Origin of the sequence: Cytobacillus firmus (assembly GCF_023612095.1) — a bacterium.
Lineage (GTDB): Bacteria > Bacillota > Bacilli > Bacillales > Cytobacillaceae > Cytobacillus.
This window is the reverse complement of record NZ_CP086235.1, coordinates 1,309,219-1,333,180: the sequence shown is the minus strand read 5'-3', so window position 1 is coordinate 1,333,180 and position 23,962 is coordinate 1,309,219. Positions and strand designations below refer to the sequence as shown.

The following is a 23,962-nucleotide window of genomic DNA, read 5'->3' as shown; positions in this document are numbered from 1 at the left end:
TTGGGTTTTAAAAAATAAATCTCTTGTGTCTGCAGAATAATAAAATGAGTGGTCTAAGCACAATAGGACAAGCATAGATATTGGGTAAACATGCTATTTGCAGGAGGTTTGTCCAATATGAAGAAACTTGCGGGAGTATTGCTTTCAGTCCTTGTAATTTACGTAGTCTTTTATGACCTGAATCATGGTACACTCCCATCTGGGCAAAACCCGTCTATGGAGGCCAGCACAATTCCATCTGCAGAAACAGACGCAGGCTTTTTTGAGAAAAAGGTCAATCCGGGAGAGACAGTTCTTTCCATAATTGAACTAAACCTTGATGGGCCAATTCCGGTTGGCATAAACCAGGTTGTATCAGACTTCTCTGAATTGAACAATGGAATGCAGCCAGAAGAAATAAAATCCGGCGAAACCTATAAATTCCCAAAATATAGTCAAGACAACTAATCATCATTCTTGTCAACATCAGCGGTTCATTGATACAATAGAGTGGACCTTCTCTAACAGCGTACTATTCAGCTGTTATATGAATAGATAAAAAGGAGCGAATCTCCATTGAGTGAAATTATACATCGCACGAAAACAAGGCCTGTCAAAGTTGGCCCTTTAACAATTGGCGGAAGCAATGAGCTGTTTATCCAGAGCATGACCACAACAAAAACACATGATGTTGAAGCAACTGTAGCCGAAATAAAAAGGCTGGAAGAAGCAGGCTGTCAGATCGTACGTGTTGCTTGCCCTGATGAAAGAGCTGCAAATGCCATAGCAGATATAAAAAGACAAATTAACATACCGCTTGTTGTTGATATCCACTTCGATTACAAGCTGGCTCTTAAGGCTATCGAGGGCGGAGCAGATAAAATCCGCATTAATCCCGGAAATATCGGCAAACGAGAAAAAGTGGAAGCCGTCGTCAAGGCTGCCAAAGCAAAAGGAATACCTATCCGGATTGGCGTTAATGCAGGTTCTCTAGAGAAAAGGATCCTCGAGAAATACGGATATCCTACAGCAGATGGCATGGTTGAAAGCGCCCTTCATCATATCAAAATCCTAGAAGACCTTGATTTCCATGACATTATCGTCTCTATGAAGGCTTCCGATGTGAACTTGGCCATTGAAGCATATGAGAAAGCTTCACAAGCTTTTGACTACCCTCTTCATTTAGGTATAACAGAATCAGGCACACTTTTTGCCGGTACTGTGAAAAGCGCCGCCGGACTCGGGGCAATCTTAAGCAAAGGCATTGGAAATACATTAAGAATTTCATTGAGTGCAGACCCGGTTGAAGAAGTCAAGGTTGCCCGGGAACTTCTTAAAGTGTTTGGTCTATCCTCCAATGCTGCCACACTGATCTCCTGTCCAACTTGCGGACGGATTGAGATTGATTTAATCAGCATTGCTAATGAAGTGGAAGAATATATTCAAAAAATTAAAGCGCCCATTAAGGTTGCTGTATTGGGCTGTGCGGTTAACGGACCTGGTGAAGCCAGGGAAGCTGATATCGGCATTGCCGGTGCCCGCGGAGAAGGCCTTCTGTTCCGCAAAGGCCAGATTGTAAGGAAGGTTCCGGAAGAAACGATGGTCGAGGAACTAAAGATCGAAATCGACAAAATCGCTGAAGAATATTTTGCAAAACAGGAAGAAGAAAAAGCACAGGCAGAAAGCCTGCAGCCATAGAAAAAAAACCACAATAAATTAAACAGAGAAAAAGCCTGGTTTCCAAATTTAATTTGGTTCCAGGCTTTTTATTTTCTAAAAAAACGGCAGTATAAACATACCGACAATAATGGAAATCGCTCCTATGGCAATCGCCCAGCCTCCAAGGCTTTCTGAACCCCTTCTTCTTGCGATAAAACCAAGGACAATTCCTGTTGCTCCAAAAAGAACCGGCAGCACAAACAAAGATAAAATGGAAAGTGCCAGGGCTGCATAACCGACTCCTCTGCCGGCTGCAGCGGTTTCATTCTCATCATCCCTGTCCAATGATCTATTGTAGACACCTGGTGCTGCTATTTCTGCAGAGGTCTCCTCAGAATAATTGGCCTGAACTGCTTCTTTTTCGATTTCCTCATCCCGATCAAGCGACCTGTCATAGACACCCGGCGCCGCTATTTCTGCAGCAGCTTCTTCTGAATAATCTGCTGCATCTGCTTCACCAATTCGCTCACTGTATCGGAGGTCATACTCTTCATTGGTGCGATCTCGGTCTGCCATCATGATCCCTCTCTTTCTTTGCTGTGTTCCTAAAAAATATTGCTTAATGGAGCATTTATAGTGTTTGCGATAAAAGGCTTTTTTAAGATGTTAATGTTTAACTGTCAAACATGAACTGCAACACTCTTTTGCAAGGCCATGACTTTTGTTAAGATAAGGGATATATGCATTAAAGGAGATTATTATAATGAAGAAGCGCTTTGGCATCGATATAGACGGAACGGTTACCAGCCCTGAAGCAATGGTTCCATATTTAAATGATGCATTTAATTTGAGTATTACTTTAAATGATATTAAGCAATATGATTTAACACCTTTAGTAACGATCTCAGAAGAACAATTTGCACAGTGGTTTTATGAAAATGAGCCCATTATCTACAAAGAATCCCCCCTGGCGAAGGGCGCAAAAGAAGTTTTGACCAAATGGAAACGGGAGCATGAATTGTATTTTATAAGTGCCAGGGGCTCTCACCTGCAGCAAGTAACAGAAGAATGGTTTTTAGAGAACACTTTAGAGTTTGATCATATCGAACTAATCGGAAACCATGATAAAATTGAAGCTGCCAAAAAGTATGAGGTGGATATCTTTTTGGAAGACAAGCATGATAATGCGGTCATGATCCATGAGGCTTGCGGAATTCCTGTCATTTTATTCGATACACCCTATAATCAGGATCCCCTTCCCAATGGCGTCATTAGAGTCCGAAACTGGAAGGAAGCCAATGCATGGGCAGAAGATTGGCTTCAGCAAAAAAGAAGCATGGAAAAATAGCTCCATGCTTCTTTTTTTGTTCCAGTATTAAAAACACTCCGGGCATTTCCCATATATTTCAAACTTATGTCCTGAAACATCATATCCCTTTAGATTTTCCTGCACCTGTTTCATAGGACAGACTTCAATTTCTTTCGTCTTTCCGCAATCCAGGCATATAAAATGATGATGATGATGATCATGAGAGCACGTAAAGCGGAAGTGTTTTTCGCCTGACAGCTCTGTCATTTCAAAAATACCCAGTTCAACGAATAACGATAAATTTCTGTAAATGGTATCAAAACTTAGTCCAGGGTAATTATCTTTCATTTTCTCGAGAACATCTTTAGCCGTTATATATTTATCACTGTCAGCAAACAGCTGAAGCATCTCTTCCCTTTTCCCCGTATGCTTATAGCCTTTATCCTTTAAAAGCTGCATGGCTTCATCAACATTCATTCTTTCCACCTCTTTTTTGCTCTTAAATCATTCGGGATAGAAATTCAATCACATTTATGCCGGCCTCATGCCCGCAAGTTTTTTCAGCAATATTGTTACAATCAGTATTAATACCGCAATCATGACGATTGTTCCGCCCGGCGCCAAATCAATATAGTAGGAAATTGTCAATCCGCCCAGAACTGATACTTCACCAAAAAGCATGGACAGGAAAATGGTCTGCTTGAATCCTTTTGCAATTCTGATGCTCGCAGCAACCGGCAATGTCATAAGGGAGGAAACTAATAAAATACCCACTATTCTCATGGAAGCAGCTATTACCAGGGCCACCATCACAATAAAAATGAAGTGGACACTTTTAGCAGCTATTCCGGATGCCTTGGCATGCTCTTCATCAAATGACAGCAAGAACAGTTCTTTATAGAGCAGGACCACAAGTGCAATGACAAGCACGCTGATAATCAAAATAGTCCATAAATCAAGCCGGCTTACTGCACTGACGCTGCCAAACAGATAACTGAATAAATCTGTATTGAATCCATCAGCCAGTGAAATGAATATGACTCCAAGCCCAATGCCGCCAGATAATATAATGGGAATAGCCAGTTCCTGATAGTGCTTATAAACAGCTCTCAGCTTTTCAATAAACAGCGACCCGGCTACTGAAAAAGCCATCCCCATATACAAAGGATTCAAACCGCTCAGTCCGATAAATTTCTTTTCGAGCAGCAGGCTTGCAGCGATCCCTGCAAGTGTGACATGACTTAAAGCATCAGCAATTAAGGATAGCCTTCTCACAACAATAAACACACCAAGAAGAGGCGCAATGATCCCGATGATCATTCCAGTTAAAAAAGCATTTTGTAAAAATTCATATTGAAGGATTCCCGAAATCATCTGCCTGCTCCTTTATCGTGATGGTGGTGATGGTGATCATGGTTATGTGTCAGGACATGTACATCATGTCCGTAGATTTCCGACATTTCATTTATATTCAAGCTTTCGAATTCTGCTGTATTTCCATGGAAATGCAAATTTTTATTCAGGCAAGCCACATGAGTGACTTTATCAGAAATTGTCCCAATATCATGCGTAACAAGCAATAAAGTAATGCCCAGCTCCTTATTTAAATCATCCAGCATTTCATAAAAGGACTGAACATTTTTCACATCCACACCTACTGTAGGTTCATCCAATATTAATAATTTAGGGTCGCTTACCAATGCACGGGCGATGAAGACCCGCTGCTGCTGCCCGCCTGAAAGCTCGCCAATATTACGTCCTGCATACTCATGCATGCCAACAGATTCAATTGCATGCATAACTTTTGCCTGATCGGCCTTGCCCATAAATTTAAAAAGCCCCAGCTTCTTTGTAAGGCCGCTTGAAACGACTTCAAAGACTGTTGCCGGGAATCCTGTATTAAATGAATTTGCCTTTTGAGAAACAAATCCAATATTCTGCCAATCCTTAAATCGGCTGATTTCCTGGCCGAACAGTTTGACGCTCCCCTTCTGCACTTTAAGCAAATTCAGAATAAGCTTTAAAAGGGTTGATTTACCTGACCCATTAGGACCTACAATTCCGAGAAAATCTCCTGAATTAATGGTCAGATTGATATCCTCAAGAACATTCTCTTTCTCATATCTATAAGAAACATGAGTTATTTCAATTATTGGCTGTGCCATTTTTATCACCTTACATATTAAGAATCATTACGATTTACTAACACAGTATACAGGAACCTCAATTTAAAGTAAAGGTACATGCTTTTTTATAGTAAATCTTAAAACTTATTGTCACTATTCACATTCTTCACTCATAAAGTACTGAGGAGGAGTGATGAAAATGAAAATATTCGAAAACATCATTAATCATAAATTAAGCAATATAACAGCAGATGAATTATTAAAATATGGAGAGCAGTTCAACATCCAGATTACAAAAGCACAGGCCCAGAAAATTGCAGATCATTTGAGAGGCAAGCAGGTAAACATCTTTGATGACCGTGAAAGGACAAAAATCATAAAGGAAATTGCCAGGATTGCCGGCCCGGAAACTGCAAGGGAAGTAAACAGGCTATTTTTGCAATTTACAAAATAGAACTTCACTAATGATACTTAACTCAAGCAAAAAAGCTGTGCAGTCCAGGCACAGCTTTTTACTATGTTTATACAGCCGTAATAGCTTCTAATAAGCTTTCATTGAATTCCTGGCTGCGAAGCATTTCAATTTCATGTTTATAAGGGGCTTTTTTATTATTTTTATCTTCACCAACATAAGGAGTCTCCAGAATTTTAGGGATATCCTTTAATTGAGGATGATGTACAATGTAATTTAATGCGCTGAAGCCGATGTGGCCGAAGCCGATATTTGCATGGCGGTCTTTACGCATTCCGCGCTCATTCTTGCTGTCATTAATATGGAGAACTTTCAGGCGGTCAAGTCCAACAACCTTATCGAATTCTTCCAATACCCCGTCGAAATCATTCACAATGTCATATCCTGCATCATGTGTATGGCAAGTATCAAAGCATACAGATAAGTGGTTGTTATAATTGACTCCCTCAATAATCATAGCCAGCTCTTCAAAGGATCTCCCGCATTCCGACCCTTTTCCGGCCATGGTCTCAAGTGCGATCTGCACATTTTCTTCGCCGTTTAAGACTTCATTTAAGCCTTCTACGATCTTTTTGATGCCGGCCTCTGACCCTGCTCCAACATGGGCACCGGGATGGAGAACGATCTGCTTAGCTCCAATCGCTTCGGTGCGGTCAATTTCAGAGCGAAGAAAATTAACGCCTAATTCAAATGTTGAAGGGTTTGAAGTATTCCCGATATTGATTATATATGGAGCATGTACAACAATATCAGCAATCCCGTTCTCTGCCATATGCTTCAGTCCGGCTTCAATGTTCAAATCTTCGATTTTTTTTCTTCTTGTGTTTTGCGGAGCTCCTGTATAGATCATAAATGTATTGGAGCCATATGAAACAGCTTCTTCACTTGCTGCTAAAAGCATTTTTTTCCCGCTCATGGAAACATGTGATCCAATTTTCAGCATGACAATACCTCTCCCTTTGATTCTTTATTTACGCTTGATTCTTCTTTCGCGTTTTTTTATTTTGTCCATTTCCCATTTCATTTTCTTTTTGTAGCCCGGTTTTACTTTTTTCGGTTTTTTCACCAATGAAGCGGCTTTTTTATCAATGTCATCTGTTTGTTTCTGTCTCGTTTTTCGCTTGTTTCGATTATCCAGATCTGTCCATTCACCTTTTTGCAGATCTTTGTGCCTGAATTCGATCCCCATTTTTTCAAGCCTGTTTAATGCATCCTCATCGGAAATCTCATACACTGTTACAGCAATTCCTGAGAAACCTGCACGCGCTGTACGCCCAACCCGATGTATATAAAAATCAAGATCAGTTGGAAGCTCATAGTTAATTACATGGCTGATTCCCTGTATATCAATGCCCCGGGCAGCCAGGTCTGTAGCCACAATGTATTGAAACTCAAGGTCGAGAATCTGCTTCATCATTTTCTTTCTTTCACGCGGGTTAAGGTCCCCGTGGATACGTCCGACTTTCAGGCCTTTGCTGATTAATCCATCTGCCACTTCATCTGCCTTTTTCTTGGTGTTAGTGAAAACAATGGCTAAGTAAGGATTTAAGGAAGTCAGTGCCTGATAGACCAGCTCCACTTTATTGCGGTGTTTGGATGGCAGAAGCCAGTGCTCAATATTGGCTGCTGTGGCCTGCTTAGGCTCGACGTGAACATATTTAGGATTTTCCATGTATTTTTTCAGGAAAGGCTTCAGCTTCTCTGGAATGGTAGCTGAGAAAACCAGCATCTGGAGCTTCTCCGGCATCCTCGCTGCAATCTGATCAACATCTTCAATGAACCCCATATCAAGCATTAAATCTGCTTCATCCACAATAAGGATTTCGGCAGTATGCACAAACAATGCCTGTTCTTTGACAAGGTCATTGATTCTTCCCGGTGTGCCTACAACCACATGAGGCTGTTTTTTAAGCTTTTCAATGGTTCTCTGCTTGTCCGTACCGCCAATATAGCAGCGTGCTGTTATTTCTTCTCCCACCTGGCAATGCTCTGTAACCTTAAGAATTTCATGATATATCTGATTGGCAAGCTCCCTGGTTGGAGCTGTAATAATAGCCTGCACCTCCTGGCGGGAAGGATCAACCTTTTGGAGGATAGGCAGCACATATGAGTGCGTTTTTCCTGTACCTGTCTGTGATTGTCCTATTGCACTTTCACCCTTCAGCACGGCAGGGATCATTCTTTCCTGAATTTCTGTCGGCTCAAAAAAGCCAAAATCTTTAACCGCTTCTATAATAAATGGCTTAAAATTAAATCGGTCGAATTTCGTTTCGTTCATATAAAAAACTCCTCAATTATCCAGATTCGCCTGGGTTCAGGCTGCACCGAAACATAAATTAGTGAGTAAGATCTACTAGTATCAACTGCAACTTGCTGGTTCCGAGCTTTTCTTACATCCTGTTATTATAATAAAGTTTCCTGTAAATAACCACTCAAACAGGCATTTATATTTTTATGATGAGCTTTTTAGGTGATTTTAATAAATAAAATCGGTTTCTTCTGTATAATGCCTAAACCAAAATGGGATAAACGCATACTTTATAATATGAATTTTAATTTAAGAATCAGAAATATGCAGTGAAAGGAGGCAAATGAATATGATGCCAGGATCAAGACCCCCTATGCGCGGAGGGATGCATCCCCATCCTTTTATGACCCCGATGCAGGGCAGACCTCCCATGGGGCCAATGATGGGCGGTCCTATGATGGGCGGTCCTCCGGGAATGAAACGAGGAGGAGGGGGATTGCTCTCCAAAATATTAGGAAAAGGAAATGCCCAGCCTGGAACAGGAATGGGCGCTGCAAGAGCTGCAGGGGGCTCACAAGCAGGCGGAGGCATCCTTCAGGCAATAAGCAACCCATCTTCCATAAACGGCTTTTTAACCAACACTCAAAAGGTCTTAAATACAGCACAGCAGTTCGGGCCCATGGTTCAGCAGTATGGACCGCTGGTCAGGAACCTTCCTGCCATGTGGAAGCTTTATAGAGGCATAAAGGATGCACCTGAAGCTGATGAGACAGCCTCAGAAGCTAAAGCGGAATCTCCTCAGGCAAATACAGAAAAAAAGAAACAGAATTCAAGGCCAAAAAACATCAAAAAGGAACAGGATATGGAACATCCCGCTGCCAGGCGATCATCAGCAGAAGGCATTTCTAAACCAAAATTATATATTTAAAGAAAAGGATGCCGAGGCATTCTTTTTTCTTTTTCCGTAAGAAAAATTACACTTTTGTATTATCGGTTTATCTCTTATATAATAGAGGTGCAATATGGAGTTTTTCCGTTTAGATACAGGACTCAGTTCAATTCTTATATAAGCTTTTAATTAGGGAGGATATACCGATGAACGTCATAAAAATCTCTCCTCGGGGGTATTGTTACGGTGTGGTGGATGCAATGGTTATTGCAAGGAACGCTGCACTTGATCCATCTTTGCCGAGACCCATCTATATTTTGGGCATGATCGTCCATAACAAACATGTGACAGACGCTTTTGAAGAGGAAGGCATTGTTACACTTGATGGAAAAGACCGCAAAGAAATCCTGGAAAAAGTCGACAAAGGCACTGTCATTTTCACAGCACATGGCATATCACCTGAAGTGCGGGAAGCAGCGAAACAAAAAGGCCTTGTGACACTTGATGCAACATGCCCTGATGTAACAAGGACACATGATCTTATCAGGGAAAAGGAAAAGGAAGGCTTTCAAATCATTTACATTGGCAAAAAAGGCCACCCGGAACCTGAAGGTGCAGTTGGAGTGGCTCCTCATGCAGTTCATTTAGTACAGACTGTTGAAGATGTAAATGAACTTAACATACAGGCTGATAAAATACTGGTGACAAATCAGACTACAATGAGCCAGTGGGATGTTGTCCATGTAATGGATCAGATAAAGGAAAAATACCCTCACGCAGAGTTCCACAAAGAAATCTGCATGGCTACCCAGGTCCGCCAGGAAGCAGTTGCAGAACAAGCCGGCCAGGCCGATGTATTGATCGTTGTAGGTGACCCTAAGAGCAATAACTCCAATCGTCTTGCACAAGTATCAGAAGAAATTGCGGGGACAAAAGCCTACCGTATTGCTGATATTACTGAACTGGATGTAAATTGGATTAAAGATGCTACAACTGTTGCCGTTACATCAGGAGCCTCAACCCCGACACCGATTACAAAGGAAGTTATTACTTTCCTTGAACAATATGATCCGGCTGATGAGTCCACATGGTCACGCGAGAAGAAAGTGGCGTTAAATAAAATACTTCCGAAAGTAAAGAAGCCAGCAAAGTTATAAGAAAAACGGAAGTGCATATAAAGAGAACCGGTCCCTGAGGGAAGCCGGTTCTTTTGATTTTCAGACAAATTTAAAGGGATCTGTATGAACTTCAGATGGAAAAATGGATACGTTATACCCTTTTTCTGTACACATCTGAGCTAATTTTTGGGTGACTCCTTTTTTCATTACCTTTTCCACATTATGGCCGGGATCAACAATATTCAGGCCCGTCATCATAGCGTCATGTGCCACATGATAATACATGTCTCCCGTCACATATACATCAGCACCCTTCATCTTTGCTGACATAAAGTACTTGTTTCCATCTCCCCCAAGAACAGCAACTTTTTTCACTTTTGAAGAAAGGTCGCCCACTACACGAACTCTCTCCACTTCAAGTGTTTGTTTTACATGCTCCGCAAATTCCCCCAGAGTCATCTCGCCAATTACTCCAATTTTACCCAGTCCCAGAACTTCACCTTTGTTTTCAAGCTTATAAATATCATAGGCAACTTCTTCATAAGGATGGTTTTTGAACATCGCAGAAAGCACTTTCTTTTCTATATGTTCAGGAAAAATGGTTTCAATGCAGACTTCCCTAACTGCCGCAAGCTCACCTTGCTGGCCAATATGAGGATTTGCATCACTTCCAGGCTTAAACATCCCTGTCCCTGAAGACGTAAAAGAGCAATGACTGTAATTGCCGATTGAACCAGCCCCTGCGTTTCCAAGAGCCTGTCTTAAAGACTCAGCATTTTCTTCAGGCACAAACACAGCGAGTTTTTTCAATACAGTTTCATATGTAGGATATAAGACTTCCGTATTGGAAAGCTTCAGTGCATCAGCCAGCATATCATTAACCCCGCCTTTGGCGATATCCAAATTTGTATGTGCTGCATACACAGCTATATCATGTTTGATAAGCTTTTCAATAATTCTTCCTGATGGAGTATCAGTGGGAATTTTTTGCAAAGGTCTATAGATTAAGGGGTGGTGAGCTATGATCAACTGAACATTCCTTGCAATCGCCTCATCAACTACATCTTCCAGAACATCCAGAGCAACCATGACATTTTCAACTGGAGTGTTAAGCCTGCCTACCTGGAGGCCAATTTTGTCTCCTTCCATCGCATACCCTTTAGGGGAAAACTGTTCAAATAGTTGGATAATCTCATGTCCATTTATTTTTTTCACTGCATCAATACCTCCTCTGCCATTTTAATTTTCCGCTTTAACTCCTGTTTTCTCTTCTCTGTTTCACTGGAATATGCTGCTTTTTCAAGCTGCAAAAGGATTCTCTCCCAATTCTTCTTTTCACCAAGCCACTTGTTTTGAAATACGGCTGATTTTTGCTCCATAAGAAAAGGTCCCATCAGTAAACCTTGTTCTTTATTCTTGTAGGGTTTTAATGGCTCTCCTTTTTCAGCAGCAAGGACTTCATAAATCTTTCCGTCTTCTTCAAGGATTTGTTCGGCTATTAGCTCCCAGCCATTGTCAATCAGCCAGCTTCTAATCGAGATGGCACTTAAATTCGGCTGGAGGATCAGCCTCTCTACAGAAGCAAGCTTACTCTTCCCCTCTTCAAGAATGCTCGCAATCAAAGCTCCTCCCATGCCTGCAATGGTTATGCAGTCAACTTCATTTGGGCTAATCACTTCAAGCCCGTTTCCCTTTTCTTACGGAGATCTGATTTTCGAGTCCTTCCATTTTCACCTGTTTTTTTGCGGATTGATAGGGACCCTCCACCACTTCACCAGCAACAGCAAAAGGGACAATCCCTTTCTTTACTGCATAGCATGGCAAATATGCATGGTCTGAGCCTATATCAGCTACTCGTGCACCTGAGGGGATATAATTTGTTACAGCTTCAAGCCTATTTGATAATTTTTCAGTATTCATTCTGTCACCACTTATTTATGTATTGTAAAAAGAGCATAGCGCCTGCTCTTCTTGAGCAAAAGCTAAAAAAGCTATCGTCAATTTACGATAGCCTTTCTTATAGTATAAAAAAAGTCCTTTACATATGCAAAGGACTTTCATTATAGGTATTACTTAAGGCCTGCTAACCATTCAGCCATTTCGGCAGCTTTGTCTTGAGGCACTAATCCTGGAGGCATTGAGCCTTTACCGTTTACTACGATATCTGCGATCTCATCCTGTGATAAACGATCGCCTACACCTGTTAGAGCAGGACCAACTCCACCTTGATACTGGTCACCGTGACATCCGATACAGCTCTTCTGGTAAATTTCTTCAGGGTTCGCAGCAGCAGTTTCTTCAGTTTCAGCACCGCCGCCTTCCTGTTCTTTTGCAAGCTCTTCCATATCGCCAAGACCTTTAAAAGAAACTAGGAACATTGCTACCACACCAAAAACCATAATTAACACAAATGGAATTATTGGATTGCGATTCATGATTTAACCTCCCTTATGTAAGCACATTCAGTTTAAGTAAGTATACAAACAATCTCTATTTTACTTTAAAAAAGACAGAAGGAAAAGCCCTATTGTAAACTTTGTCAAATCTTGTTCATAAAATGGACAAAAACTCCACCTTGAGGATGGAGTTTTTGCTGATTATTTCACCTGCATATCTCGTTCATGTCATACGAAATACAGTTTTAGCATCCAATAAGGCGCGCAATGACCATTCTTTGTACTTCAGAGGTGCCTTCACCGATTTCAGTGAGCTTACCGTCCCTCATATAGCGTTCAACATGGTATTCTTTCATATAGCCGTATCCGCCGTGGATCTGAACAGCCTGGTCGGCGATTTCCATACAGATTTCAGAGGCATAGAGCTTGCACATGGAAGCTTCTTTGGCAAATGGTCTCCCCTGATCTTTCAGCCAAGCAGCCTTGTAGACCATATTTCGTGCCAATTCAATTTTCATCGCCATATCTGCAAGTTTAAACTGAATAGCTTGGAAGTTTGAGAGAGAACGGCCGAACTGCTGGCGCTCCTTTGCATATTGAAGCGCTTTGTCATAAGCAGCCTGCGCTATCCCCAAAGCCATTGCCCCAATACCAATACGCCCTCCATCCAATGTGATTAAAAACTGTTTAAAGCCCTCGCCTTTTTTGCCGAGCAAGTGCTCAGTCGGAACGCGTACGTCTTCAAGCACCAGTTCAGTTGTATTTGAGGCATTGAGTCCCATTTTTTCATAATTATCGATAACGGTAAATCCTTCTGCATCCGTTGGAACAATAATCGCACTGATTTCTTTTTTTCCATCCACTTCACCGGTGACAGCAGTCAAAGCTAAATGCTTCGCATAGCTGGCATTCGTAATGAAGCATTTATTACCATTAATGATATATTCACCATCTTTTTCGACGGCTGTTGTTCTGGTACCGCCAGCATCTGATCCTGCATTAGGCTCTGTCAGCCCGAAAGCTCCAAAAGACTCACCTGTACAGATAGGCACCAGATACTTTTTCTTCTGCTCTTCGGTCCCGAATAAATAAAGCGGTGCTCCGCCAAGTGATATATGCGCGGAATAAGTGATTCCAGTTGACGCGCAAGCCCTGCTCAACTCCTCTGTAACAATTGCAAAGCTTACTGTATCTGCCCCTGCGCCGCCATATTCTTCGGGAAAAGGAAGTCCCATCAAGCCAAGGTCAGCCATTTTCTTAAATACTTCTACAGGAAATTCCTTTGTGCGGTCTCTTTCCAAAGCTCCCGGTGCAACTTCTTCCTGAGCAAATTCCCTGATTGTTTTAAGGATCATATTCTGTTCTGCAGTTAAGTCAAAATTCATGTAAATCCCCCTTATAAGAACAAAAGTTGTATACGCTTTCATTACTATTATATAAGGGATGTTAGAGTTTTCTCAACATTTAAAAACTTTTTAAAATATTTTATTATATGAATATAGAAATAACTAGTAAAAGAAAGCCCAAAGCCCCCGAAATCCATAGATAGATAAATTTCCATTTCAATCCCAGGAACAGCCAAAGAATACAGTTAATTACTAGGCAAACATAAAGAATTCCCTCGTTTCCTGGATATAACACCGATACAAAATCAACAGATCCCATTAGTAAAATCAAGGCTCCTGATATGATGGGTATATGTATCATTTTTACTTTTTTAGAAAAATAAAAAAGTAAGAAAATACACGGAGAAATGAAAAGAATTAAAATGACGGTTTGCAAAGTAATAGACAATTCAGTAAAATAAATTAATAAAGCAGAAATTGGAATCAGCAACAGGAGGAAAAGGTTGGCAAGATACAAAACCACTGTATTTTTACGTTTTTTTATATCCTTCGGCTGACTTCCTTCGGTGTAAAGAGCTAGCAGGTAGTCACAATAATGGTCAGGGAGCATTCGGCTCTTTTTCCAATGCAGCAGCTCGTTAACAATGATTTTTTTTCTGTTTTCTTCCAACACAAGCACATCCTGTCAAAAAAAATAGTTTACTTCCATTGTAAGAAGTAAACTATCCACTGGCAATTATTTTTTATTCTAAAAAGTCTTTTAAACGTTTGCTTCTGCTCGGATGGCGCAGCTTTCTTAGGGCTTTGGCTTCAATTTGGCGAATACGTTCGCGGGTAACGCCAAATACCTTGCCGACTTCTTCCAAAGTTCTTGTACGGCCATCGTCAAGACCGAATCGAAGACGCAGAACGTTTTCTTCGCGGTCTGTCAGTGTGTCCAGAACATCTTCAAGCTGTTCTTTCAGAAGCTCGTATGCCGCATGCTCCGAAGGAGAAGTGGCATCCTGATCTTCGATGAAGTCACCTAAGTGGGAGTCATCCTCCTCACCGATAGGTGTTTCTAATGAAACAGGTTCCTGTGCAATCTTAAGAATTTCTCTTACTTTGTCTGGAGTTAAATCCATATCTTCAGCAATTTCTTCCGGTGTTGGTTCACGGCCAAGATCCTGAAGAAGCTGGCGCTGAACACGAATCAATTTATTGATGGTTTCCACCATATGGACAGGAATACGAATTGTTCTGGCCTGGTCAGCAATCGCTCTCGTAATGGCCTGGCGTATCCACCATGTTGCATACGTACTGAACTTGAATCCTTTGCGGTAATCAAATTTTTCAACCGCTTTTATCAGTCCCATATTCCCTTCCTGGATAAGGTCAAGGAACAGCATTCCGCGTCCTACATACCTTTTCGCAATACTCACAACCAATCGGAGGTTCGCTTCTGCCAGGCGTCTTTTAGCTTCTTCATCGCCTTCCTCAATGCGGTTGGCAAGTGCAATCTCTTCCTCTGCGGAGAGTAAATCAACACGTCCAATTTCTTTCAAGTACATACGGACAGGATCATTAATTTTCACACCCGGAGGGACACTTAAATCATTAAGATCAAATTCTTCCTCATTTTTTGCAAGTTCCTGAACATTTGGATCTGCATTTTCATTATCTCCAACTAACTCAACACCCTGATCTCCGAGGAATTCGTAGAATTCATCCATCTGGTGGGAATCAAGTTCAAATTGAGACAATCTTTCTGCTATATCATCATAGGCAAGGACACCTGTCTTTTTTCCTATTTCAACTAATAGATCTTTCGCTTGTTCAAGGGTCAATTCTGTATCAACCTCTTTTGAACGGGCCGACTTTTCAGCCATATGTCCCCCTCCTTTCAAAAATCAAACACATTCTAAATCTTCTTAGGTGGTGCTAATTCCATAACTTTTATTTAAGGCACACAGCCTTCTTATAGTGACTTTCGCAAATGAAGAATTTCCATTGCGATTAAAGCCGCTTTAGCATAATCCTTTTGGCGTTCTGCTTCCTTTTCTTCATTTAATTTTTCCTTTATTTTTAACATCTTTTGATAATTCAACACCTGTTTAAGGTAATCTGATAATTCCTGTTCGCTTATTTCATCGTTTATGGACATCATTTCTATATCCACCACAATACGTTTAAGCTTTTCATCATTTATGAAATTTATGAATGCACTAGGATCAGGCGTATGGCCTTTTTCGTAAAAACCTAAAAGATAGGTAATAATAGCCTGGTGTTCATCGATGTTAAATGTATTTCCCTGAAGCATATCCTGAACTTTAAATGCTATGTCACTATTCCTGAGCATGTGGGCAATCAGCCTTCTTTCCGCTGTATGAAAAGCGGGTTTAAGACTATCAGCCCTTTTGGGTGTCTGCAGCCTTTTTTGAGGCTCGAAAGCACCTTTGCCCTTCTGGCTGCTTTTTCTCTTCTCCGTGTAATAAACCTGTTTTTGCTGCTCTTTCAAGGCTTCCAGAGAAAGTGAAAATTCATTTGCCAGCTGGCGAAGATAATGGTCTCTTTCCACCGCTTTATCAAGCCGGCTGATTTCCTTTAATACCTCTTCGATATACAGGAGCCTATCTCCTTCATTTTGAAGCCTTTTGCCTCTACGGAGATAAAGAAGTTTAAATGCCATAAAGGTTATGCTGGATTCGATTACATCATGACGAAATTTTTCTTCGCCGTATTCTTTAATATAATCATCCGGATCATAGCCGTCAGGCATCAGTGCCACTCTGATCTGGCAGCCTGCTTCCGTTAGCAGGTTTGCTGCCCGGTATGCGGCTTCGATACCGGCATTATCGGAATCATAACAGATCGTGATTGATTGAACATTTCTTCTTAAGGAAGCAACATGTTCTTCAGTTAAAGCAGTGCCCATCGTACCAACACCATTGCCGACGCCAGCACGATCAGCGGCGATTACATCTGCAAACCCTTCAAAAAGAACGGCCCTCTGCAATTTTTTAATCTGCGGTCTCGCCAAATGAAAATTATATAAAGTTTTGCTTTTATTAAAGATTGCTGTTTCAGGGCTATTTAAATATTTGGGCTCATCGGCCCCAAGGGATCTCCCTGAGAAAGCAATCGTATTTCCGCTGCGGTCAAAAATCGGGAACATAATTCTATCTCTGAAGCGGTCAAAATAGTTCCCATCTTTCTCCCTTTTGATGATCAGTCCTGCTCTTTCCATAACGCCTTCAGGGAATTTTCTTTTAGTCAGGAACTTGAAGACAAAATCCCAGGACTTTAATGAATAACCGATTTGAAATTTCTCGATTGATTCCATTGTAAAGCCCCTATTAAGCAAATATTCCAATGCATGCTGACCATCTTTTGTGTTTACAAGCAGATGGTGATAAAATTTACGTAGAAGCTCATGGGCTTCCATCATCTGCTGTATATCCACAGGCATTGATTTTGCTGATGCTGCGGATGCCGCATCAATTGCGAGCTTGATATTTCCCTTTTCAGCGAGTTTTAATGCGGCTTCCTGAAAAGAATATCCTTCTAAATCCATTAAGAAAGAAAACGCATTGCCTCCTGCTCCGCATCCAAAGCAATGGTAGATTTGCTTTTCGGGTGATACAGAAAAGGAAGGAGTATTTTCGCCATGAAAAGGACAAAGCCCAAAGTAGTTGCGTCCTTGCTTGTTTAATTGGATATAGTCGCCAATGACATCAACAATATCTACAGCTTGCCGAATCTCATTTACTTTCTCCTCGGCGATCCGTTCTGCCATATGAACAACTCCATTACTTACTGAGGTATTCGATAAACGTTACTGAATCCCTTCAAAATTCGACAAAATCTTTGTCAGCTGCTGCACAAACCTGAATCGGTCCTCTTGACTAAATGGTTTTGGGCCTTTCCCATAAACCCCTCTTCTTCGCGCTTTGGCTGAAAGGTGCCTCATTTCCAAAGCAGTTCGAATTTCACTTTCCTCAAATAAAATTCCCCTGGGAGAAAGGACATAAACACCCTTTAACAAAAGAGTTGATGCTAATCCAATATCTTGTGTGACAACCGCATCTCCTGATTTCACATTATTCATTATGAATAAATCTGCAGCTTCCTTGCTGCTGTCAACAAATTTCCAGACAGCCCCACTCAGGTCATTTTGCATATGAGCATATGAAGCAACAAACACTGCGTCCACAGTAAGGAATTGGCTATTTCGACAATTTCTTCTTTTACAGGACAGGAATCAGCATCACCATAATGATTGGTTTGCCTAATGTTCTAATAATTCTACATCACTCCGCATAATCCTTCTTTACATGAATAACTTTTGCATAGTGAGATATGTCGAATTTTTTCTTGGCCGAAAGCTTGACATGCCACAATAAATAGTTTATTCCTTGGCAATGAACTCTAAACCTATTCGGGTACATTTTTATCACAATTTTTTATTATAGTACATTAATCTCTATTTTGCCATTATTTTATCTGGCAAGAAAATAATTTAATTTTGCAGTTTTTATAAGAAAAAGCCCTCGTAACCCTGCCGATAAAAAGGAAAAGCACATAAAGAATTTATGTGCTAGCTTTTCGGAAAGTTTTTCCGGTATTGATTTAGGATCATATTGGCTGTTTCTTCTACTGCTTTGTTCGTAACATCAATAACCGGGCATTTAATTTTGGAAACGGTTTTTTCAAAGTAACCTATTTCTTCTTTGATTCTTTCTATATTTGCGTAGCTGGCATTATCGCTTAGACCTAATGATATTAGGCGTTCTCTTCGAATAAAGTTTAATTTTTCCGGACTGATTTTCAGACCGAAGCACTTATCCGGCGGGACAAGAAACAGCTCTTCTGGAGGATCGACTTCAGGCACAAGAGGCACGTTAGCCACTTTAAGGCGCTTGTGGGCAAGATACTGGGAAAGAGGTGTTTTTGAAGTCCTTGATACACCGATAAGCACTATATCAGCCTTTAATATGCCACGAGGGTCACGGCCATCATCATATTTTACAGCAAACTCGATTGCTTCAATCTTTTTAAAGTAATCTTCATCCAGCTTTCTGACCAGTCCTGGTTCGAAAAGCGGTGTAATGCCACAGGCTCTTTGGATTTGATCCATTAAAGGACCAACAATATCAAAAGCATATATCCCTTCTTCAGCAGCCCTCTGGTTAATATATTTCCTCATGTCCGGCTTGACCATCGTATAGGCTATCATCCCATTATCAAGCTTTGCGAGTGAAATAACTTCATCAATATGTACTTTCTCTTCAACATATGGAAAACGCTTGATAGATATATCGCTGCCATTGAATTGGCTGGTTGCAGCTTTTGTTACAAGTTCAGCCGTTTCTCCCACTGAGTCCGAAACGACATAAATGACCGGCATTTTTTCCATCCTTTAACACCATCTCCTTCTTCTTTCACTGCTACTTTTCCCCGGCCAGAGCCAGGAACGCTTTTGTCAGATTTGTTTTAGTTATCCTGCCGTTTACTTCATACCCTTTTTCCGTCTTTTTTACAACAGGAAGAGCGTCGATCTGCTTTTCAATCAGCTTTTTAGCAACTTCGATAAGCAAATCATCTTTTTCGCACATGGTAATGTTAGGCATTCTGGTCATAATGATATTGACAGGGATGGAATTTAGCTCCTGCTTGCCAATACTTGCACGGAGTAAATCCTTCCTTGACAGAACCCCAACAAGCAGTGAACCCTGATCAACAACAAATAGCGTGCCGACATCTTCCAGAAACATTGTCACAATGGCATCATATACCGACACATTCTCATTAACCACTACAGGAATGGATTGATAATCCCTTACATATAGCTTTTGAAGGTTTTCAGTCAGCAGCTGCGCCCCTGTCTTCCCTGTATAAAAATAGCCTACACGCGGACGGGCATCTAAATAGCCTGCCATCGTTAATATAGCCAGGTCCGGCCTTAGTGTTGCCCTCGTTAAACTAAGCTGTTCTGCAATACTCTCACCAGTGATCGGCCCGTTTTCCTTAACGATTTCTATTATTTTTTCCTGCCTTTTATTTAATTCGATTTTCCTCACCACCTAATCTGAAAAGGAGATGCTTTTGGCACTCATTTCCCACTATAATAAGGTTATACTTTTATATAATTATTATATACTATTTGTCATAAATGAAAAGATGTGTTTCATATATAGTTTGCTTTGAACTGCCTATTATGCCCAAAATACGAAAGAGCCCGTCAGTGTGATAAACAGGCTCTTTCAATGACAGCCACGGCAGCTGTCCTCATCTTAGATTTTAATCGTATTCAAGCATAAAACGCAAAATTTCAGCTTATTACTTAACAATTATTTGGTTCATATTTGCAAATTTCTTTATCACATCAGACAAATGCGCCATTTGATGCAGCCTATTACGGCGAATTTCCTGATTTTCATCCATTACCATAGTATGCTCAAAGTATTGATCAATTTCAGGCTTCAAGCTGATTAACAAGTTAAAGGCTTCTTCCTCTGTACCCTCTTTTTTCAACTCCTCGGTTACTGATAAATATTTACTGAACAGAGCTTTTTCATTATCATTTTCAAATAAGCTGCTATCAATATCCCCTTTATCTTCTGCCTTAGAAGCAATGTTGATTACCCGGCCAAGAGCTTCAATGCTTTCCTTGAAGCCATCTGCATCCTTGTGGGATTCCAATACCTGAGCTCTATTCACAAGTGAAGGAACGGAGCCGATATCATTTCCTAATACAGCTTCAATTAAGTCATAGCGTATTGCTTTTTCCTGCAGCATATATTTAATCCTTAATTTAAAGAAAGAAACTAATTCCTGCATTAAATCACTTTTTGATTTCTTTCCTATATTCGCTTTAAGTACGGTCTCTGAAGATAATGCGATCAATTCTTCGAGCTTCAGATCCCAGTGTTTAGCCAGTAACGTCTGGATGATACCCGATGCCTGTCTCCTTAAAGCATATGGATCCTGGGAACCGCTTGGAATAATTCCAATTGCAAAGGATGACACAATCGTGTCCAGTTTCTCAGCAATGGAAAGCACTGCACCAGCATCGCTTTCCGGTGTCTGGTCCTCTGCATTGCGCGGCATGTAATGTTCATTAATTGCACGCGCCACAGCTTCCTTTTCGCCTTTTTGCAGGGCGTATTTTTCTCCCATAAAACCTTGCAGCTCTGGAAATTCGTAAACCATATGTGAAACAAGATCAAACTTTGAGATTTCAGCAGCGCGGTCTGTCACTGCTTTTGCTTCATCACTGAAGTCAAGAATCTCACTCAGTTTTGCTGCCAGCTGGCGGACACGGTTTACCTTTTCAGCAAGGGTTCCAATTTCTTCGTGATACACAATGTTATTGAGTTTTCCGAGCGATACTGCGATGTCCGTTTTTTGGTCTTCTCTATAGAAGAAAGCTGCATCAGATAGCCTTGCCCGCAATACTTTCTCATTTCCTTTAGCCACTTTCTCCAAATGTTCATGAGAACCATTCCGGACTGTCACAAAGTAAGGAAGAAGAGTGCCACCTTTGGACTTTACCGGGAAATAGCGCTGGTGCTCTTTCATGGAAGTAATTAACACCTCTTCCGGAAGTTCAAGGTATTCTTCTTCAAACTTGCCATATAATGCAGTCGGGTACTCAACCAGATTATTTACTTCTTCCAATAAATCTTCATCCACCGGAACAACCCAGCCTTGTTCTTCCTCAATTTTTTCCAATTGAGAAAGAATGGCACTCTTTCTTTCCTGAGGGTTAGTGATCACATATTGCGCCAGCATGGCCTTTTCATAATCAGCAGGATTGTTAATCTCAATCTCTTCCCCTAAAAAGCGGTGACCTCTTGTAAGGTTGGAAGTCTGGACATTTGTTATTGAAAAAGGAATGACTTCATTTCCGAATAATGCAATAAGCCATTTAATCGGCCTGATAAAACGTAAATCCTGGTTTGCCCAGCGCATATTCTTCGGGAATGATAGCGAGGTAATAATCTGCTGAAGTTCAGGCAGAAGGGCAGCTGTTTCCTGACCTTTAATGAATTTGCTGACATGGGCGTATTCAACACCGTTAATTTCTTTAAAAAATATATCTTCAACAGAAGCTCCCTGACCCCGGCTGAATCCAACCGCAGCCTTTGACCATACTCCATCTTCTGTTAGTGCGATTTTTTTCGCAGGCCCTTTTGCTTCCTCATTTATGTCCTCCTGGGCGGTATCCACTCCCGTTACTAGGACAGCCAAGCGGCGGGGAGAGGAGAAAGCGCTGATCTCTTCAAAGGATATTTTCTTTTCCAAAAGCCATGATTTCACTTTATCTGAAAGCTGATTCATGGAATTAGTGACAAATCTGGCAGGCATTTCTTCTAGTCCAATTTCCAGCAGTAGGTCTTTCTTATTCATGAGATCCTTCCTCCTTAACCTTTAGAATTGGGAAGCCAAGTTTTTCTCTCTCTTCATAAAAGGTTTTTGCTATTTTTCTGGCCAGATTCCGGCACCTTGCAATATAGCCTGTTCTTTCTGTTACTGAGATCGCTCCCCTGGCATCGAGCAGGTTAAAAGTATGGGAACATTTCAATACATAGTCATAAGCCGGGTGTACAAGCCCTTCATCCATTTGCCTATGCGCTTCTTTCTCATAGATATTGAACAAATTGAAAAGCATTTCCTGGTCTGATGTTTCAAACGTGTATTTCGAATGCTCAAACTCGGGCTGCAGGAAAATGTCCCTAACTGTAAATCCTTCTGTCCATTCAAGGTCAAAGACATTTTCCTTATCTTGAATGTAAGAGGCAAGCCTTTCAATTCCATATGTAATTTCAACAGATACAGGCTTGCATTCCAATCCTCCTACCTGCTGGAAGTATGTGAACTGTGTTATTTCCATTCCATCAAGCCATACTTCCCACCCTAAGCCCGCACAGCCCAATGAAGGATTCTCCCAGTTATCTTCCACAAACCGGATGTCATGTTCAAGCGGATCAATGCCCAATGCCTTAAGTGAATCAAGATACAGCTCCTGGATATTATCAGGGGACGGCTTCATGATAACCTGAAATTGATGATGCTGATAAAGCCTGTTTGGATTCTCTCCATATCGGCCATCAGCAGGACGGCGTGAAGGCTCTACATAAGCCACATTCCACGGTTCTGGTCCGATTGCTCGCAAAAATGTATATGGGCTCATTGTGCCTGCGCCCTTTTCAGTATCATAAGCCTGCATCAGGATACAACCCTGTTCAGACCAATGTTTTTGAAGTGTTAATATCATGTTTTGAATATTCATAGGACACCTCTTTCGTATAAATAGTTGTATTTTATCTCTCAATGTTGTCTGTCGATTTCCGCTCCAGACTGTTCGCTTTCCTGTGGAACATAAAAAACTCCCGTCTCTATGCCAAATGGCATAGGGACGAGAGTTACCCGCGGTTCCACCCTATTTGCTGCGATTTTGACCGCAGCCTCTTTGGTTGTCAATAGACGAAATTGCTCCAGAGCGCCTTTCCTTAACTATCCATACCCGGCTCCCACTGTCCCGGGTTCGCTTTAATGAGAAAAAGTTAAGTACTCTTCTCCTTCACAGCAATAATATTTTATTAATTTGAATCATAGCGGAATCACATTGGATTGTCAATCTTTAATAAAAGCAAAAGGAGCTCATTACATAAGATCATTAAACTTGTCCATTTGATTCAAAAACTTCTTAGTCTTAAGGTTTAAGCCGGAATACTCTTCATAATAAGCAGAGATAATCTTTTTCAGTTCAGATTTGGTTTCCGGTTTAACAGAGATATTGCCGAGCCTGGACAAATCAAAAAAATAAAAGAGGCGCAGCAGCTTAATTGTCGCCTGTGATACTTTATAATGATAAGGATCCTTATCAAGACAGCGGTGACAAATGAGGCCGTTTTCCCGGATTGAAAATGCAAAATGCCCGTCAGTGCTTCCGCAGACAGAACATTGATCAAGAACTGGATATAAACCCAAACCGTTAAGCATTTTCATTTCATAAATATTCGTGAGAATCTCCGGATCATATCCTTCGTTTATTAAATTCAGCGTTTGATGCAGCAATTCGAACAAAAATGGGTTGGGCTTCTTATCCTCACTGCTTTTATCTGTTAAATCGACAATATAGCTTGCATAAGCCGTAAGAAAAATATCTTCTTTAATAGATCGCATGGATGAAATCATGTCACCCTGCTGCAGAGTGCCCAGACCGCTTCCGCGCTGAACTAAAAAATTCCCGTATGTAAAAAGCTGGGTGACAGCAGCAAGTCTGCTGTTGGGTTTTTTCGCTCCACGTGCCATCACACCAACTTTTCCCCATTCACGGGTATATAAAGTAACTATCTTATTTGTTTCACTATAATTAGTTGTCCTGATGACAATGCCTTCACATTTATCAAGCAACAGTGACACCATCCCTGTC

Annotated in this window: 23 protein-coding genes, 2 pseudogenes and 1 other annotated feature; of the genes and pseudogenes, 6 read left to right on the top strand and 19 right to left on the bottom strand. The window is 41.0% G+C overall.

The features are described from left to right. Nucleotides 1-117 precede the first annotated feature (117 nt). Both LLY41_RS06660 and ispG read left to right on the top strand, forming a co-directional pair. The gene (locus LLY41_RS06660) at nucleotides 118-447 is read left to right on the top strand and encodes a hypothetical protein (protein WP_095245677.1); all 330 of its coding nucleotides are present in this window, start codon (nucleotides 118-120) and stop codon (nucleotides 445-447) included. Between the two features lie 117 nt (nucleotides 448-564). After that, on the top strand, nucleotides 565-1,677 hold the full coding sequence (gene ispG / locus LLY41_RS06655; protein WP_179289082.1) for a flavodoxin-dependent (E)-4-hydroxy-3-methylbut-2-enyl-diphosphate synthase: 1,113 nt from the start codon (nucleotides 565-567) through the stop codon (nucleotides 1,675-1,677). 75 nt (nucleotides 1,678-1,752) lie between these two features. Here ispG and LLY41_RS06650 read toward each other — a convergent pair whose 3' ends face one another. Continuing rightward, nucleotides 1,753-2,217 carry a DUF4190 domain-containing protein gene (locus LLY41_RS06650; RefSeq protein ID WP_095245675.1) on the bottom strand — a complete coding sequence of 155 codons (465 nt, stop codon included), beginning with the start codon at nucleotides 2,215-2,217 and terminating at the stop codon, nucleotides 1,753-1,755. A 184-nt stretch (nucleotides 2,218-2,401) separates the two neighbouring features. Between LLY41_RS06650 and LLY41_RS06645 the strand changes: the two genes are divergently transcribed. Then, nucleotides 2,402-2,986, top strand: a complete 585-nt coding sequence (locus LLY41_RS06645) for a hypothetical protein (RefSeq protein ID WP_304587227.1) — start codon at nucleotides 2,402-2,404, stop codon at nucleotides 2,984-2,986. A gap of 27 nt (nucleotides 2,987-3,013) precedes the next feature. Here the strand turns inward: LLY41_RS06645 and LLY41_RS06640 are convergent, their stop codons facing one another. From LLY41_RS06640 to LLY41_RS06630, 3 genes are read right to left on the bottom strand one after another with little or no spacing between them, the layout of a single operon-like run. After that, nucleotides 3,014-3,424, bottom strand: coding sequence for a zinc uptake transcriptional repressor Zur (locus LLY41_RS06640; protein WP_035332694.1), 411 nt, complete (start codon nucleotides 3,422-3,424; stop codon nucleotides 3,014-3,016). 54 nt (nucleotides 3,425-3,478) lie between these two features. Further along, complete coding sequence (locus tag LLY41_RS06635) at nucleotides 3,479-4,321, bottom strand: metal ABC transporter permease (protein WP_095245673.1); 843 nt, start codon at nucleotides 4,319-4,321, stop codon at nucleotides 3,479-3,481. After that, a complete protein-coding gene (locus tag LLY41_RS06630) occupies nucleotides 4,318-5,112 on the bottom strand; it encodes a metal ABC transporter ATP-binding protein (RefSeq protein WP_095245672.1) in 795 nt (264 codons plus the stop codon). The genes LLY41_RS06635 and LLY41_RS06630 overlap by 4 nt, the downstream gene beginning before the upstream one ends. Nucleotides 5,113-5,272: 160 nt before the next feature. Here LLY41_RS06630 and LLY41_RS06625 point away from each other — a divergent pair, with 160 nt between their 5' ends. Beyond that, nucleotides 5,273-5,527, top strand: coding sequence for a DUF2624 domain-containing protein (locus LLY41_RS06625; RefSeq protein ID WP_035332728.1), 255 nt, complete (start codon nucleotides 5,273-5,275; stop codon nucleotides 5,525-5,527). Nucleotides 5,528-5,594: 67 nt separating this feature from the next. On the opposite strand, the gene LLY41_RS06620 is transcribed toward LLY41_RS06625, so the two are convergent. Continuing rightward, the gene (locus LLY41_RS06620) at nucleotides 5,595-6,488 is read right to left on the bottom strand and encodes a deoxyribonuclease IV (protein WP_095245671.1); all 894 of its coding nucleotides are present in this window, start codon (nucleotides 6,486-6,488) and stop codon (nucleotides 5,595-5,597) included. A gap of 24 nt (nucleotides 6,489-6,512) precedes the next feature. After that, a complete protein-coding gene (locus LLY41_RS06615; RefSeq protein WP_304587224.1) occupies nucleotides 6,513-7,823 on the bottom strand; it encodes a DEAD/DEAH box helicase in 1,311 nt (436 codons plus the stop codon). Between the two features lie 319 nt (nucleotides 7,824-8,142). Between LLY41_RS06615 and vrrA the strand changes: the two genes are divergently transcribed. Both vrrA and LLY41_RS06605 read left to right on the top strand, forming a co-directional pair. Then, nucleotides 8,143-8,721: a VrrA/YqfQ family protein gene (gene vrrA, locus LLY41_RS06610; protein ID WP_304587223.1), complete on the top strand. Its 579-nt coding sequence runs from the start codon at nucleotides 8,143-8,145 to the stop codon at nucleotides 8,719-8,721. Between the two features lie 167 nt (nucleotides 8,722-8,888). After that, nucleotides 8,889-9,839 (top strand): 4-hydroxy-3-methylbut-2-enyl diphosphate reductase, encoded by a 951-nt coding sequence (locus tag LLY41_RS06605; RefSeq protein ID WP_095245668.1) that lies wholly within the window; start codon nucleotides 8,889-8,891, stop codon nucleotides 9,837-9,839. Nucleotides 9,840-9,899: 60 nt separating this feature from the next. Here LLY41_RS06605 and LLY41_RS06600 read toward each other — a convergent pair whose 3' ends face one another. The 13 genes and pseudogenes from LLY41_RS06600 to recO all read right to left on the bottom strand — a co-directional run bounded on the left by LLY41_RS06600 (nucleotide 9,900) and on the right by recO (nucleotide 23,943). Further along, nucleotides 9,900-11,015, bottom strand: coding sequence for a Nif3-like dinuclear metal center hexameric protein (locus LLY41_RS06600; protein ID WP_095245667.1), 1,116 nt, complete (start codon nucleotides 11,013-11,015; stop codon nucleotides 9,900-9,902). After that, nucleotides 11,012-11,720 (bottom strand): annotated as a pseudogene (locus tag LLY41_RS06595) (tRNA (adenine(22)-N(1))-methyltransferase). Before LLY41_RS06595 ends, LLY41_RS06600 begins: the two are co-directional and overlap by 4 nt. Nucleotides 11,721-11,869: 149 nt before the next feature. After that, nucleotides 11,870-12,235: a cytochrome c550 gene (gene cccA, locus LLY41_RS06590; protein ID WP_095245665.1), complete on the bottom strand. Its 366-nt coding sequence runs from the start codon at nucleotides 12,233-12,235 to the stop codon at nucleotides 11,870-11,872. Nucleotides 12,236-12,441: 206 nt separating this feature from the next. Next, nucleotides 12,442-13,581 (bottom strand): acyl-CoA dehydrogenase, encoded by a 1,140-nt coding sequence (locus LLY41_RS06585; protein ID WP_304587222.1) that lies wholly within the window; start codon nucleotides 13,579-13,581, stop codon nucleotides 12,442-12,444. A gap of 103 nt (nucleotides 13,582-13,684) precedes the next feature. Continuing rightward, a complete protein-coding gene (locus tag LLY41_RS06580) occupies nucleotides 13,685-14,215 on the bottom strand; it encodes a hypothetical protein (protein ID WP_304587220.1) in 531 nt (176 codons plus the stop codon). A 70-nt stretch (nucleotides 14,216-14,285) separates the two neighbouring features. After that, on the bottom strand, nucleotides 14,286-15,410 hold the full coding sequence (gene rpoD, locus LLY41_RS06575; protein WP_095245662.1) for an RNA polymerase sigma factor RpoD: 1,125 nt from the start codon (nucleotides 15,408-15,410) through the stop codon (nucleotides 14,286-14,288). A gap of 89 nt (nucleotides 15,411-15,499) precedes the next feature. After that, nucleotides 15,500-17,317 carry a DNA primase gene (dnaG, locus tag LLY41_RS06570; protein ID WP_304587218.1) on the bottom strand — a complete coding sequence of 606 codons (1,818 nt, stop codon included), beginning with the start codon at nucleotides 17,315-17,317 and terminating at the stop codon, nucleotides 15,500-15,502. 39 nt (nucleotides 17,318-17,356) lie between these two features. Next, nucleotides 17,357-17,814, bottom strand: a pseudogene (locus LLY41_RS06565) (YaiI/YqxD family protein). A 304-nt stretch (nucleotides 17,815-18,118) separates the two neighbouring features. Further along, complete coding sequence (locus tag LLY41_RS06560; protein WP_095245660.1) at nucleotides 18,119-18,937, bottom strand: pyruvate, water dikinase regulatory protein; 819 nt, start codon at nucleotides 18,935-18,937, stop codon at nucleotides 18,119-18,121. Between the two features lie 31 nt (nucleotides 18,938-18,968). Beyond that, nucleotides 18,969-19,604, bottom strand: a complete 636-nt coding sequence (locus LLY41_RS06555) for a transcriptional regulator CcpN (protein WP_304587217.1) — start codon at nucleotides 19,602-19,604, stop codon at nucleotides 18,969-18,971. A 256-nt stretch (nucleotides 19,605-19,860) separates the two neighbouring features. Beyond that, on the bottom strand, nucleotides 19,861-21,933 hold the full coding sequence (glyS, locus tag LLY41_RS06550; RefSeq protein ID WP_304587216.1) for a glycine--tRNA ligase subunit beta: 2,073 nt from the start codon (nucleotides 21,931-21,933) through the stop codon (nucleotides 19,861-19,863). Further along, nucleotides 21,926-22,816, bottom strand: a complete 891-nt coding sequence (gene glyQ / locus LLY41_RS06545) for a glycine--tRNA ligase subunit alpha (protein WP_304587215.1) — start codon at nucleotides 22,814-22,816, stop codon at nucleotides 21,926-21,928. Before glyQ ends, glyS begins: the two co-directional genes overlap by 8 nt. Nucleotides 22,817-22,935: 119 nt before the next feature. Then, nucleotides 22,936-23,120, bottom strand: a binding site (T-box leader). Nucleotides 23,121-23,190: 70 nt separating this feature from the next. Then, nucleotides 23,191-23,943: a DNA repair protein RecO gene (recO, locus tag LLY41_RS06540; protein WP_095245656.1), complete on the bottom strand. Its 753-nt coding sequence runs from the start codon at nucleotides 23,941-23,943 to the stop codon at nucleotides 23,191-23,193. Nucleotides 23,944-23,962 lie beyond the last annotated feature (19 nt).